The sequence below is a fragment of the Serratia sp. TSA_105.2 genome (assembly GCF_052692115.1).
In genome coordinates this window covers 1,038,553-1,051,494 of record NZ_JBQZFT010000001.1, presented here as the reverse complement: position 1 = coordinate 1,051,494, position 12,942 = coordinate 1,038,553, and the positions used below count along the sequence as shown (strand labels likewise).

The following is a 12,942-nucleotide window of genomic DNA, read 5'->3' as shown; positions in this document are numbered from 1 at the left end:
GCGCGCTGACTATTTATGACTTACATTGCGTCCATTTCCACCCTTTACAGCGACGCCTGCATCACCTATGCCACGCTGTCGATAAGCTATTTCGTTCTCAGCAAGAATGCCCCTTTTTCTTACCAATCCGCACGGTGGAAGCGCGTTGTTTTTGGCCTGCTGGCCGGGGTGGCGGTGCTCTATCTAAGCCAGGACCGACTGGAGCTGACCGATAAGGTGCACTACAGCTTTGCGATGATCCCGATGATACTGGTGACGTTCTTCGGCGGCGGCGTCAGCGGGCTGGTGAGCTTTCTGTTCGCCATGGCGCTGACCGGCGGCTTCACCGTCGATAACCTGTTTATCGCCTCGATTGTCGCGCCGCTGCTGCTGTCGCGCGTGTGGCTGAAGAAATCCCATCAGGTGTTTTATCTGACGATCGGCGCTATCGCGCTGTATCGCATCGTTGTGGTGTGGCTGCTGGTGGACATGAGCGGGCTGTGGCTGGACGTGTTGCTGTACCAGGCGGCTTCCGCACTCTGCCTGGCGATTTGCTACCATGCGCTGAATTTCAAAGAGCACCATATCTACGCTTATTTCGCGATGCGCGCCCGCGCCACCACCGACAGCCTGACCCATATCAACAACCGCGCCAGCGTCGATTATCACCTGATGCTGCAGCGCGCCGAACGCCGCCCGTGCGGGCTGATGATCCTCGATTTGGATGACTTCAAAAAGATCAACGACACCTACGGCCATCCGGCCGGCGACGTGCTGCTGGCCAGCGTCGGCCGGCTGTTGCAAAACAGCGTGCGCAACGAGGACTTTGTCGGGCGTTACGGCGGCGAGGAATTTATGGTGATCACCGCCAGCTACGATCCGCAGGTCATCGGCGGGGTGGCGGAACGCATTCGCAGCGCGGTGGCGAGTTCGACGTTCTTGCTGAACGCCCACGATGAAGCGCACATCACGCTGTCCATCGGCGTGTCGCTGTATCTGCCCGGCATGACGCTGGACAAGGCGATCGCCATGACCGACGAAGCGTTGTATGAGGCGAAGCGCAGCGGCAAAAATCGGGTGGTGACCAGCCGCGTGATGCAGCTGGCGCCGCTGGGCGCCGGTTTCCCGCGCGAATAAGCCGCCTCCCACCGTGCCGGCGGGAGGCGTTGGCTCAGGCCGCCAGCGTGTGTTCGCGGAAGGCGTCCAGCAACTCTTCGGTGAACGTCAGGCGTTTCTGGCGATCGGCCAAATCGAGCGTGAACTTCAGCTTGCTCGGGCCGTCCAGGCGGTAAACCTGCGGATTGCCCTGCAACAGCCCGATCAGATAACCGGGATCGACGCGGTTGTTGTCGCCGAACTCGATAAAGCCGCCGCGCTCGTTGCTCTCGATGCGTTTGATGCCCAGCTTCTGTGCATGCAGGCGCAGCGCCGCGCACTGCAACAGGTTGCGCGCCGCGTCCGGCAACTGGCCGAAGCGGTCGATCAGCTCGACTTTCAGCTCGTCCAGCTCGCCGTCGCTCTTCGCGCTGGCGATACGCTTGTACAGCGACAGACGGGTATTGACGTCGGGAATGAAATCTTCCGGCAGCAGCGCCGGCATGCGCAGTTCCACCTCGGTCTGGCTGCTGGTGAGATCTTCCAGCGACGGTTCGCGGCCGTTTTTCAACGCATCGACGGCGCTTTCCAACAGCTCCATGTAGAGCGAGAAACCGACGGTGGTCATCTGGCCGCTCTGGTCTTCGCCCAGCAGTTCGCCGGCGCCGCGGATCTCGAGATCGTGGGTCGCCAGCGCGAAACCGGCGCCGAGATCTTCCAGCGATGCGATGGCTTCGAGCCGTTTATGAGCGTCGGTGCCCATGGCTTTCGGGTTCGGCGTCAGCAGATAGGCGTAAGCCTGGTGGTGCGAACGCCCGACGCGGCCGCGCAACTGGTGCAGCTGCGCCAGGCCGAAGCGATCGGCGCGCTCGATGATGATGGTGTTGGCGCTGGGGATATCGATGCCGGTCTCGATGATGGTGGTGCACACCAGCACGTTGAAGCGCTGGTGGTGGAAATCGTTCATCACCCGTTCCAGATCGCGTTCGCGCATCTGGCCGTGGCCGATGGCGATGCGCGCTTCCGGCACCAACTCAGCCAGGCGCTGCGCCGCTTTCTCGATGTTTTCCACGTCGTTATAGAGGTAGTAAACCTGGCCGCCGCGCAACACTTCGCGCAGGATCGCTTCGCGCACCACCAGGCTGTCGTATTCGCGCACGAAGGTTTTCACCGCCAGGCGGCGTGCCGGCGGGGTGGCGATGATCGACAGATCGCGCATGCCGCTCATCGCCATGTTCAGGGTCCGCGGGATAGGCGTGGCGGTCAGCGTCAGGATATCGACGTCGGCGCGCATCGCCTTGATGCGCTCCTTGTGGCGCACGCCGAAGCGGTGTTCTTCATCGACGATCAGCAGCCCCAGGTCTTTCCAGCGCAGATCGCTCTGCAACAGCTTGTGGGTACCGATGATGATGTCTACCTTGCCTTCGGCCGCGTCGTCCAGCACCTGCTGCTGCTCTTTGGCGCTGCGGAAGCGCGACATCATCTCGATGCGGATAGGCCAGGTGGCGAAGCGGTCGCGGAAATTGTCGAAGTGCTGCTGCGCCAGCAGGGTAGTCGGCACCAGCACCGCCACCTGCTTGCCGTTTTCCACCGCCAGGAAGGCGGCGCGCATCGCCACTTCGGTTTTGCCGAAGCCGACGTCGCCGCACACCAGGCGGTCCATCGCCAGCGGCTGGCACATGTCGCTCAGCACCGCGTTGATCGCCTGTTCCTGATCCGGCGTGGTTTCGAACGGGAAGCTCTGGCAGAACAGCTGATACTGTTCGCGATTGTGTTTGAAGGCGAAACCGGCCTTGGCGGCGCGCTGGGCGTAGATATCCAGCAGCTCCGCCGCCACGTCGCGCACGCGCTCGGCCGCTTTCTGCCGCGCGCGCGTCCAGGCGTCGCCGCCCAGCTTGTGCAGCGGGGCGTTTTCGTCCGCGCCGCCGGCGTAGCGGCTGATCAGATGCAGCGAAGAAACCGGCACGTACAGCTTGTCTTCACCGGCGTAGGAGAGGATCAGGTACTCGGCCTTGATACCGCCGGCCTCCAGCGTGGTCAGGCCGACGTAGCGGCCGACGCCGTGCTCCAGATGCACCACCGGCTGGCCGGGATGCAGCTCCGCCAGGTTGCGGATCAGGGTATCGGTATTGATGGTGCGCCGGTTGTCCTGCCGGCGGCGGCTGACGCGCTCGCCGAGCAGATCGCTTTCGCAGATCAGCGCCCGCTGGCGCAGGCCGTCGAGGAAGCCGTGTTCGGCGGCGCCGACCATCATGTAACGGCCCGCCGTTTCCGCCTGATCGAGGCGCTGAATCAGCGCCGGCGCCAGCTTGATGCGGCCGAGCAGATCCTGCAGCGTTTCACGCCGCCCCTCGCTCTCGACGGAGAAAATCACGCTGCCGTCGAAGCCTTCGATAAAGCGCCGTAGGTTATCCAGCGGGGATTTATGCTGCGCTTGCACCGCCAGATCGGGCAGGGCATGGTAGTCCAGATTGGTATTGCCGGCCTTGGCCGGCAGCTCATCGGTTTTCAGCGCGATGCGCGGCCAGGCCTTCAGCTCGCCGAACAGCGCGTCGACGCGCAGCCACAGCGTATCCGGCGCCAGCAGCGGGCGCATCGGATCGACGCGGCGGCTTTCGTAACGCTGGTTGACGTCCTGCCAGAAGCGCTCGGCGGCGCCCTCCAGATCGCCGGTGTTGACGATCAGCGTATTGGCCGGCAGGTAGCTGAACAGCGGCGGCAGCGGCTGGCTGAAGAACAGCGGCTGCCAGTATTCGATGCCGGCTGGCCAGGCGCTTTTGCTGACCTGCTGATAGATGTGCTCGGCGTCGCGGCGCACCTCAAACTGCTCGCGCCACTGGCTGCGAAACAGCTCGATGGCGTTTTTGTCGGTGGGGAACTCGTGGGCCGGCAACAGATTGATGGCCTCGACTTCGCTCAGCGTGCGCTGGGTATCGACGTCGAAGATGCGCAGGCTGTCGATTTCGTCATCGAAGAAGTCGATGCGGTAAGGCTCATCGCTGCCCATCGGGTAAAGATCGAGCAACGCGCCGCGGGTGGCGAATTCGCCGTGCTCCATCACCTGATCGACGCTGCGGTAACCGGCCTGTTCCAGCTGCGCGCGCAGCTTGTCGCGCGACAGGCGCTGGCCTTTCTTCATCACCAGCGCGTGGCCGTGCAGGAACTCGTGCGGGCAGACGCGCTGCATCAGGGTGTTGACCGGCAGAATAATCACGCCGCGCGCCATGGTCGGCAGGTGATACAGGCTCGACAAGCGATCCGAGATGATTTCCTGATGCGGCGAGAAGCTGTCGTACGGCAGGGTTTCCCAGTCGGACAGCGTGGTCACCATCTGGTCGGTGAACTGCTGGATCTCGTCGCGCAGCCGCAGGGCGTTTTGCATGTCCGGCGCGATCAGCATCACCGGGCCAGGATGGCGTTCGACGATCTCGGCGCACTCCACGGCGCAGGCCGCGCCGGTCAGCTGCCCCAGCTGGCGCAGATCGCCCGCGCGATCGGGCAGAGAATAACGGGGGGATGAGGAACGGTTACGGCTATCGGAAGTGCTCATTCAGGTATCTTTAATCAATGTGTTAGAGGGCGTTCCGGCACGGATAACCCAGCGCCTTTATGCTGTTTATAGTAGCCCAGCGGCCGCCAAACTGACACAGCAAAAAGCGCTATACCCTGATGTTCCGCCTGTTATTTAACCGATGCGCCGCGTTAATTTTCGCCGGCCAGGGCGAGATAGTGCGCAATCTTGTCGACGTCAAGGTTGCCGCCGCTGACGATAACGCCGACCTTTTTACCGTGCAGATCGAGCAGGCCGTTCATCGCCGCCGCGGCCGCCAGGCAGCCGGTCGGCTCAACCACCATTTTCATCCGCTCCATAAAGAAGCGCATTTGCCGACACAGCTGGGCGTCGCTGACCGTCAGAATGCCTTCGACATAGGCCTGAATGATCGGGAAGGTCAGCTGCCCGACCTGTTGGGTCTGCGCGCCGTCGGCAATGGTTTTCGGCACCGGGATGTGCACCGGTTCACCGCGCTGAAAGGCTTGCTGAACGTCGTTGCCGGCTTCGGGCTCGACGCCGAACACGCGGCAGCCCGGCGACCAGTGATGCGCCGCTACCGCGCTGCCGGCCAGCAGGCCGCCGCCGCCGGTGCACACCAACAGCAGATCCAATGGCCCGGTCTCTTCAAACAGCTCCTTGGCGGCGGTGCCCTGGCCGGCGATCACCTGCGGATAATCGTACGGTGGCACCAGCGTCAGGCCCCGCTCTGCGGCCAGGCGTCGGGTGATTTCTTCACGATCTTCGCTGTGGCGCTGATAGATGACCACGTTGGCGCCGTAGCCGCGCGTCGCCGCCAGCTTGGCCGCAGGGGCGTCATGGGGCATTACGATGGTGGCGCTAACGCCCAATTCGCGCGCCGCCAGCGCCATCGCCTGTGCGTGGTTGCCGGATGAAAAGGCGATTACCCCGGCCCGACGCTGCTCTGCGCTGAGTTGTGCGATGGCGTTATAGGCGCCGCGAAATTTGAAGGCGCCGATGCGCTGAAAATTCTCGCACTTGAAGAACAGCTGCGCGCCGGCGATCTGGTCGGCCTGGCGCGAAGTCATGACCGGCGTGCGCAGGGCATGCCCGGCGATAACGTCGGCGGCGGTGGCAATATCGGTGGCGGTGATGCAGCGTGGGACTGAACTCATGGCGACCTCGCACAGGTAAGTGATGGACGATACATTGCTTGGTGTGGATTTTTAATTTACTCTTTGTAAAGTTATTGTCAAATGGTTAACTTAATGAGCGATCTCAGGCAGGAAAATGCGCTGTTGCTGCGCGAAGCGGAAAAAATTGTTCAGGCGTTGGGCGTGATGTTCGCGCCCGGTTGCGAAGTGGTGCTGCACGATCTGACCCAGCCCGATCGCGCCATTGTCGCCATCGCCAACAATCTATCCAACCGCCGCATCGGCGACGCCGCGACGGAAATGGGGCTGGAGCGCATCGCGTCGCCGGAGTTTCCAGACGTGGTGCAGAACTACGCCAGCGTGTTTCCGGACGGGCGCCCGGCCAAGAGCACCTCGATCGGCCTGCGCAATAGCCAGGGCCGCTTTGTGGCGGCAATTTGCCTCAATCTGGATGTGTCTATCTTCAACAGCGTCACCGCTATCCTGCAGCAGCTGACGGCGGTGGTGCAAAGCGCCGCGCCGCAGGCGGCGGAGAGTGCACGCTCGCTGTCGGACATCGCCGCGGCGATCAACGCGTTCGCCGCGTCGCATGCCACCCAGCCGCGCGCTTTGTCTTCCGAACAGCGGTTTCAGGTGGTGCAACAGCTGAAGCAGCAAGGGTATTTGCAACTGCGCGGCGCGGCCACCATGGTGGCCGAAGCGCTCGGCATCTCGCGGGTGTCGGTCTATAACCTGCTCAAGCGAGACGCCGGATGAGGGGCCGCCCGGCGCAATAAAAGGCCGCCGGGTGTTCCCTAAACGAGGGAGAGCCTTTATTATCCATGATCACTTTGCTTAAGCCACGGCTATCAAACGGATTTCATGTATCAACCTGTCGCGTTATTCATTGGCCTGCGCTACATGCGCGGGCGAGCCTCAGACCGCTTCGGGCGGTTTGTTTCCTGGCTTTCCACCATCGGCATTACGCTGGGGGTGATGGCGTTGGTCACCGTACTGTCGGTGATGAACGGATTCGAGAAGGATCTGGAGAACAACATCCTCGGCCTGATGCCGCAGGCGTTGGTCACCAGTCCGCAAGGATCGGTCAACCCGCAGCAACTGCCGGCCTCCGAGGTGCAGAAGCTGCAGGGCGTCACGCGCGTCGCACCGCTGACCACCGGTGACGTGGTGCTGCAAAGCGCCCGCAGCGTGGCGGTCGGGGTGATGCTCGGCGTCAATCCCGACGAAGCCGATCCGCTGACCCCGTATCTGGTCAACGTCAAGCAGCAACAACTGCAGCCGGGCCAATACAACATCATTATCGGCGAACAGCTGGCGGGGCAACTCGGCGTCAAGCGCGGCGATTCGCTGCGCGTGATGGTGCCGAGCGCCAGCCAGTTCACGCCGATGGGCCGCATCCCCAGCCAGCGCCTGTTCACCCTCATCGGCACCTTCCACGCCAACAGCGAGGTGGATGGCTATCAGCTGCTGGTCAACCAACAGGACGCTTCGCGCCTGATGCGCTACCCGGCCGGCAACATCACCGGCTGGCGCCTGTTCCTGCAACAGCCTCTGACGGTCGATACCCTCAGCCAACGGCCGTTGCCGGCGGGCACTGTCTGGAAAGACTGGCGCGATCGCAAGGGCGAGCTGTTCCAGGCGGTGCGCATGGAGAAGAACATGATGGGGCTGCTGCTCAGCCTGATCGTGGCGGTGGCGGCGTTTAACATCATTACCTCGCTCGGCCTGCTGGTGATGGAGAAGCAGGGCGAGGTCGCCATTCTGCAGACCCAGGGGCTGACTCGCCGCCAGATCATGTCAGTGTTTATGGTGCAGGGCGCCAGCGCCGGCATCATCGGTTCGCTGCTCGGCACGCTGCTCGGCGTGCTGCTGGCCACCAACCTGAATAACCTGATGCCGATCCTCGGCGCCTTGATCGACGGCGCTTCGCTGCCGGTGGCGGTCGATCCGCTGCAGGTGACGATCATCGCCGTGGTGGCGATGGCGGTTTCCCTGTTGTCCACGCTTTATCCTTCATGGCGCGCTGCCGCCGTACAACCCGCTGAGGCTTTACGTTATGAGTAACCATCTTTTGCTGCAGTGTGACAACCTGTGCAAGACCTATCAGGAAGGCAATCTGCACACCGACGTGCTGCGCAATGTCAGCTTTGCCATGCAGCAGGGCGAGATGATGGCGATCGTCGGCAGCTCGGGTTCCGGCAAGAGCACCCTGTTGCACCTGCTGGGCGGACTGGACTCACCGACCTCCGGCGAGGTGATCTTCAAGGGCGAATCGCTGAACGCCATGTCTTCGGCGGCCAAGGCCGAGCTGCGCAACCGCCAGCTGGGCTTCATCTATCAGTTCCACCATCTGCTGCCGGACTTCACCGCGCTGGAAAACGCCGCCATGCCGCTGCTGATCGGCGGCGCCAAACCGGCGCAGGCGCAGGAGAAGGCGCGGGAGATGCTGGCGGCGGTCGGGCTGGAAAAACGCAGCAAGCACCGCCCGTCCGAGCTCTCCGGCGGCGAGCGTCAGCGCGTGGCGATCGCGCGTGCGCTGGTCAACAATCCGGCGCTGGTGCTGGCGGACGAACCGACCGGTAACCTGGACAAACGCACCGCGGACAGCATCTTCGATCTGCTGGGCGAGCTGAACGTGCGTCAGGGCACCGCGTTCCTGGTGGTGACGCACGATCTGCAGTTGGCCAAGCGCCTGAGCCGCCAGTTGGAAATGGCCGACGGCCACCTGCAGGCGCAGCTGACCCTGATGGGGGCCGAGTAATGGCGGGAGCCTCACTGTCCTTCCTGACGGCCCTGCGTTTCAGCCGCGGCCGTAAACGCGGCGGCATGGTGTCGCTGATCTCGGTCATCTCCACCATCGGCATCGCGCTGGGGGTGGCGGTGCTGATCGTCGGCCTGAGCGCGATGAACGGCTTTGAGCGCGAGCTGAAGAACCGCATTCTGGCGGTGGTGCCGCACGGCGAACTCGAACCGGTCAATCAGCCGTTCAGCGGCTGGCCGTCGATTCTGCAGCGGGTGGAAAAGGTGCCGGGCATTGTGGCCGCCGCGCCGTACATCAACTTTACCGGCCTGATGGAGAACGGCGCGCAGCTGCGCGCGGTGGAAGTCAAAGGCGTTGATCCGCAGCAGGAAAGTCGGCTGAGCGCGCTGCCGCAGTATGTGCAGGGCGACGCCTGGGCTAACTTCAAGCCCGGCGAGCAGCAGGTGATCCTCGGCAAGGGCGTGGCCGACGCGCTGGGCGTCAAGCAGGGCGCCTACGTGACGGTGATGATCCCCAACAGCGACCCGGAAATGAAGCTGTTGCAGCCGAAGCGCATCCGTCTGCACGTGACCGGCATTTTGCAGCTCAGCGGCCAACTCGATCACAGCCTGGCGCTGGTGCCGCTGGCCGACGCGCAGCAGTATCTCGACATGGGTGACAGCGTCACGGGCATCGCGCTCAAGATGAACGATGTGTTCGCCGCCAACAAGCTGGTGCGTGACGCCGGCGAAGTGACCAATTCTTATATCTACATCAAAAGCTGGATTGGCAAGTACGGCTATATGTACCGCGACATCCAGATGATCCGCGCCATCATGTACCTGGCTATGGTGCTGGTGATCGGCGTAGCCTGCTTCAACATTGTCTCCACGCTGGTGATGGCGGTGAAAGACAAAAGCGCCGACATCGCGGTGCTGCGCACCCTGGGCGCCAAAGACGGCTTTATTCGCGCCATCTTCATCTGGTATGGGCTGCTGGCCGGGCTGCTGGGCAGCCTGAGCGGCGTGGTGATCGGGGTGATCGCCTCGCTGCAGCTGACCAACATCATCCGGGGTATCGAAAAACTGGTCGGCCACTCCTTCCTGTCGGGCGATATCTACTTTATCGATTTCCTGCCTTCCGAGCTGCACTGGCTGGATGTGCTGATCGTGTTGGCGACCGCCATCGTGCTGAGCCTGTTGGCCAGTTGGTATCCGGCCAGGCGCGCCAGCCGCATCGATCCGGCGCGGGTGCTGAGCGGACAATAAAACCCACGGGGAGGCAGCGATGCCGCCCCGTTTTTTTAGCCTGGGGATGGGTTATGTACTACGGTTTCGATATGGGCGGCACCAAGATTGAGCTGGGGGTATTCGACGATAACCTGCAGCGCATTTGGCAAAAGCGGGTGCCGACGCCGCGTGAAGACTACCGGCAGCTGCTGGCCACGCTGTGCGATCTGACCCTTGAGGCGGATGCGTTTTGCGGCCGGCGCGGCAGCGTCGGCATCGGCATCCCGGGCCTGCCCAACGACGATGACGGCACGCTGTTTACCGCCAACGTGCCGGCGGCGATGGGGCGACCGCTGCCGCGCGATCTGGCGGCGCTGATCGGGCGCGAGGTGCGGGTCGATAACGACGCCAACTGCTTTGCGCTGTCGGAGGCCTGGGACGACGAGTTTCGCCGCTACCCGACGGTGCTGGGCATCATCCTCGGCACCGGCGTTGGCGGCGGGCTGATCGTCGACGGCAAGACGGTGCCTGGGCGCAACTATATCGCCGGCGAGTTCGGCCATTTGCGCCTGCCGGTGGACGCGCTCGAGGTGCTGGGGCGTGATGTGCCTCGCGTTGCCTGCGGGTGCGGCCATCAGGGTTGCATTGAAAATTACATATCGGGCCGCGGTTTCGAATGGATGTACGCCCATTTCTATGGCCGGCACTTGCCTGCCACTGAGATCATTGCGCATTATCAGGCGGGTGAGCCGCAGGCGGTGGCTCACGTCGACCGCTTTATGGACGTGCTGGCGATCTGCCTTGGCAACCTGCTGACGGTGCTGGATCCTCACCTGGTGGTGATCGGCGGCGGGCTGTCGAACTTCGACGCCATTTACCAGGCGTTGCCGCAGCGGCTGCCGGCGCACCTGCTGCGGGTGGCCCGGCTGCCGCGCATCGAGAAGGCGCGCTATGGCGACGCCGGCGGCGTGCGCGGCGCAGCGTTCCTCAATTTGGTCGCCCAAAGTAATGGGCGTTGAGGCTAGGCGGCAATGGCATTCACGCCAGGAGCTTACTCGAGTAAGTGACTGGGGGAAATGTATGCAGCCAACAACGCCGCAACGTCCAGTAAGAAGGGTAAACAGGGAAAAGTAAGGAGAGAGTTAATGCACACTCGCCATCGGCTGTGTCAGTTTCGCAAGAGTAAGCATGTGCTGCATCAGCGCTTTCGTTCACGCATTTTTCACCGTGACACCATGGCGGCGGCCGAGCTGAAAAAGCCGTTTGTGGTGGTGTTGACCGGGGCCGGCATTTCGGCCGAGTCGGGCATTCGCACCTTCCGCGCCGCGGATGGGCTATGGGAAGAGCACCGGGTGGAGGACGTCGCCACGCCGGAAGGTTTTCAGCGCGATCCGGCGCTGGTGCAGGCGTTTTACAACGAACGCCGCCGCCAACTGCAGACGGAAGAGATCGCCCCGAACGCCGCGCACCGTGCGCTGGCGGACCTGGAAGAGTGGCTGGGGGACAACTTCCTGCTGGTCACGCAAAACATCGATAACCTGCATGAGCGCGCCGGCAGCAAGCGGGTGCTGCATATGCACGGCGAATTGCTGAAGGTGCGCTGCACCCAGTCGGGCCAGGTGTTCGAATGGCCCGGCGATCTCAGCGTTGACGACCGTTGCCACTGCTGCCAGTTCCCGGCGCCGCTGCGGCCGCACGTGGTGTGGTTCGGCGAGATGCCGCTGGGCATTGACGATATTTATCAGGCGCTGAGCAAGGCCGATTTCTTCGTCGCCATCGGCACCTCCGGCCACGTCTATCCGGCGGCCGGCTTCGTGCATGAGGCGCGGCTGGGCGGCGCCTATGCCATGGAGCTGAACCTGGAGCCGAGCCAGGTGGAGAGCCAGTTCGACGAGAAACACTACGGCCTGGCCAGCGAAGTGGTGCCGCGTTTTGTGCACAAGTTCCTGGTGGGCAAGGTGGCGCGGGCCGACAGGCCCTGAGAAAGGCATCAGGGCGCACTGCACGCCCTGATCGGATGGCGGGGCGTGTTAGCGCCCGGCTTTCAGCTTTTGGAAGTAGCTTTCGTACAGCGTGCTGGCGTCGCCGACGTCGTTTTGCCACTCGCCGTGCTCAATCACCGCCTTATCCGGGTAGAGTGACTTATCGTTGGCGATCTCCGGCGACAGCAGCTTCTTCGCCGCCAGGTTCGGCGTCGGGTAACCGATGGTTTCCGCCACCTGCACCGCGATTTCCGGCCGCAGCAGGAAGTCTATCAGCTTCAGCGCCCCCTCGACGTTACGTGCGTTGGCCGGAATGGCCAGGCTGTCCATCCAGAAGATCCCGCCTTCCTTCGGCCAGACGATCTCCAGCGGCGTGCCGGCCTGGCGCGCCACGAAGGCCGAACCGTTCCACACCATACCGACGTTGACTTCCCCTTCCATAAACGGGTTGCCCGGGTTGTCGGAGTTGAAGGCCAGCACGTTCGGCATCAATTTCTGCAGTTCGTGATAGGCGGCTTCGATCTCTTTCGGGTCGGTGGTGTTGCCGGAGTAGCCCAGCTTGAGCAACGCCATCTGGAACACTTCGCGCGCGTCGTCGGTCAGCAGCAGGCGGCCTTTGTACTGCGGCTGCCACAGATCGGCCCAGGCGGTAACGGTAGAGGGATCCTGCGCGTCGCTGTTGACGCCGATGGCGGTAGCGCCCCAGATGTAAGGAATGGAATAGTCGTTGTCAGGATCGAACGGCTTGTTCAGCAGGGTAGGATCGAGATCCTTGAAGTGGCTGAGCTTGCTCTTGTCGATTTTTTGCAGCATGCCTTCCTTGCTCATCTTGGCGATGAAGTAAGTGGAAGGCACCACCAGATCGTACGCGCCGTCTTTGTAGGTCTTCAGCTTGGCGTACATGCTTTCGTTGGATTCATAGGTGGAATAGATCACCTTGATGCCGGTTTCCTTGGTGAACTGCTCCAGCAGCCCCGGCGGGACGTATTCAGTCCAGTTATAGAAGTACAGCGTTTTGCCGTCAGAGGCGTTTGCAGAGCAAAAACTCAGCGCCATCATCCCGGCTGCGAGCAGATGTGACCACTTTTTCATGCAGCGTATCCTTCAGCAGTAGTGAGCCGAATCCGTATGGGCAAGCCGTTTGGCGGCCGCGCCATACCCCAGAAAGGGGCCATTATAGGGGCCGGGGCGGGGTGGGTAAAGGCGGTTATCCCGCTGGCAAATCAAGGGATTTGGCGGCTTAAAGCGCATC

Annotated in this window: 10 protein-coding genes; 7 read left to right on the top strand and 3 right to left on the bottom strand. The window is 62.7% G+C overall.

From position 1 onward, the window contains the following. Positions 1-15 precede the first annotated feature (15 nt). Positions 16-1,116, top strand: a complete 1,101-nt coding sequence (locus ACUTSC_RS04820) for a diguanylate cyclase (protein ID WP_197767647.1) — start codon at positions 16-18, stop codon at positions 1,114-1,116. Between the two features lie 34 nt (positions 1,117-1,150). On the opposite strand, the gene mfd is transcribed toward ACUTSC_RS04820, so the two are convergent. Further along, entirely contained in the window at positions 1,151-4,624 is a 3,474-nt protein-coding gene (gene mfd, locus ACUTSC_RS04815) for a transcription-repair coupling factor (RefSeq protein ID WP_197767648.1), read from the bottom strand. A gap of 152 nt (positions 4,625-4,776) precedes the next feature. Next, positions 4,777-5,760 (bottom strand): threo-3-hydroxy-L-aspartate ammonia-lyase, encoded by a 984-nt coding sequence (locus ACUTSC_RS04810; protein ID WP_089185858.1) that lies wholly within the window; start codon positions 5,758-5,760, stop codon positions 4,777-4,779. Positions 5,761-5,853: 93 nt separating this feature from the next. Here ACUTSC_RS04810 and ACUTSC_RS04805 point away from each other — a divergent pair, with 93 nt between their 5' ends. From ACUTSC_RS04805 to cobB, 6 genes are all read left to right on the top strand, one after another. Next, positions 5,854-6,495 (top strand): helix-turn-helix transcriptional regulator, encoded by a 642-nt coding sequence (locus ACUTSC_RS04805; protein ID WP_038877816.1) that lies wholly within the window; start codon positions 5,854-5,856, stop codon positions 6,493-6,495. Positions 6,496-6,600: 105 nt separating this feature from the next. Further along, a complete protein-coding gene (gene lolC, locus ACUTSC_RS04800) occupies positions 6,601-7,803 on the top strand; it encodes a lipoprotein-releasing ABC transporter permease subunit LolC (RefSeq protein WP_197767649.1) in 1,203 nt (400 codons plus the stop codon). Then, the gene (gene lolD / locus ACUTSC_RS04795; protein ID WP_004941120.1) at positions 7,796-8,500 is read left to right on the top strand and encodes a lipoprotein-releasing ABC transporter ATP-binding protein LolD; all 705 of its coding nucleotides are present in this window, start codon (positions 7,796-7,798) and stop codon (positions 8,498-8,500) included. Before lolC ends, lolD begins: the two co-directional genes overlap by 8 nt. Beyond that, the gene (gene lolE, locus ACUTSC_RS04790; RefSeq protein ID WP_025302503.1) at positions 8,500-9,747 is read left to right on the top strand and encodes a lipoprotein-releasing ABC transporter permease subunit LolE; all 1,248 of its coding nucleotides are present in this window, start codon (positions 8,500-8,502) and stop codon (positions 9,745-9,747) included. Before lolD ends, lolE begins: the two co-directional genes overlap by 1 nt. Before the next feature lie 53 nt (positions 9,748-9,800). Beyond that, positions 9,801-10,727, top strand: coding sequence for an N-acetylglucosamine kinase (gene nagK / locus ACUTSC_RS04785; protein WP_197767650.1), 927 nt, complete (start codon positions 9,801-9,803; stop codon positions 10,725-10,727). A gap of 126 nt (positions 10,728-10,853) precedes the next feature. Further along, on the top strand, positions 10,854-11,690 hold the full coding sequence (gene cobB / locus ACUTSC_RS04780) for a Sir2 family NAD+-dependent deacetylase (protein ID WP_445653117.1): 837 nt from the start codon (positions 10,854-10,856) through the stop codon (positions 11,688-11,690). 48 nt (positions 11,691-11,738) lie between these two features. Here the strand turns inward: cobB and potD are convergent, their stop codons facing one another. Further along, positions 11,739-12,782: a spermidine/putrescine ABC transporter substrate-binding protein PotD gene (gene potD, locus ACUTSC_RS04775; RefSeq protein WP_197767651.1), complete on the bottom strand. Its 1,044-nt coding sequence runs from the start codon at positions 12,780-12,782 to the stop codon at positions 11,739-11,741. Positions 12,783-12,942 lie beyond the last annotated feature (160 nt).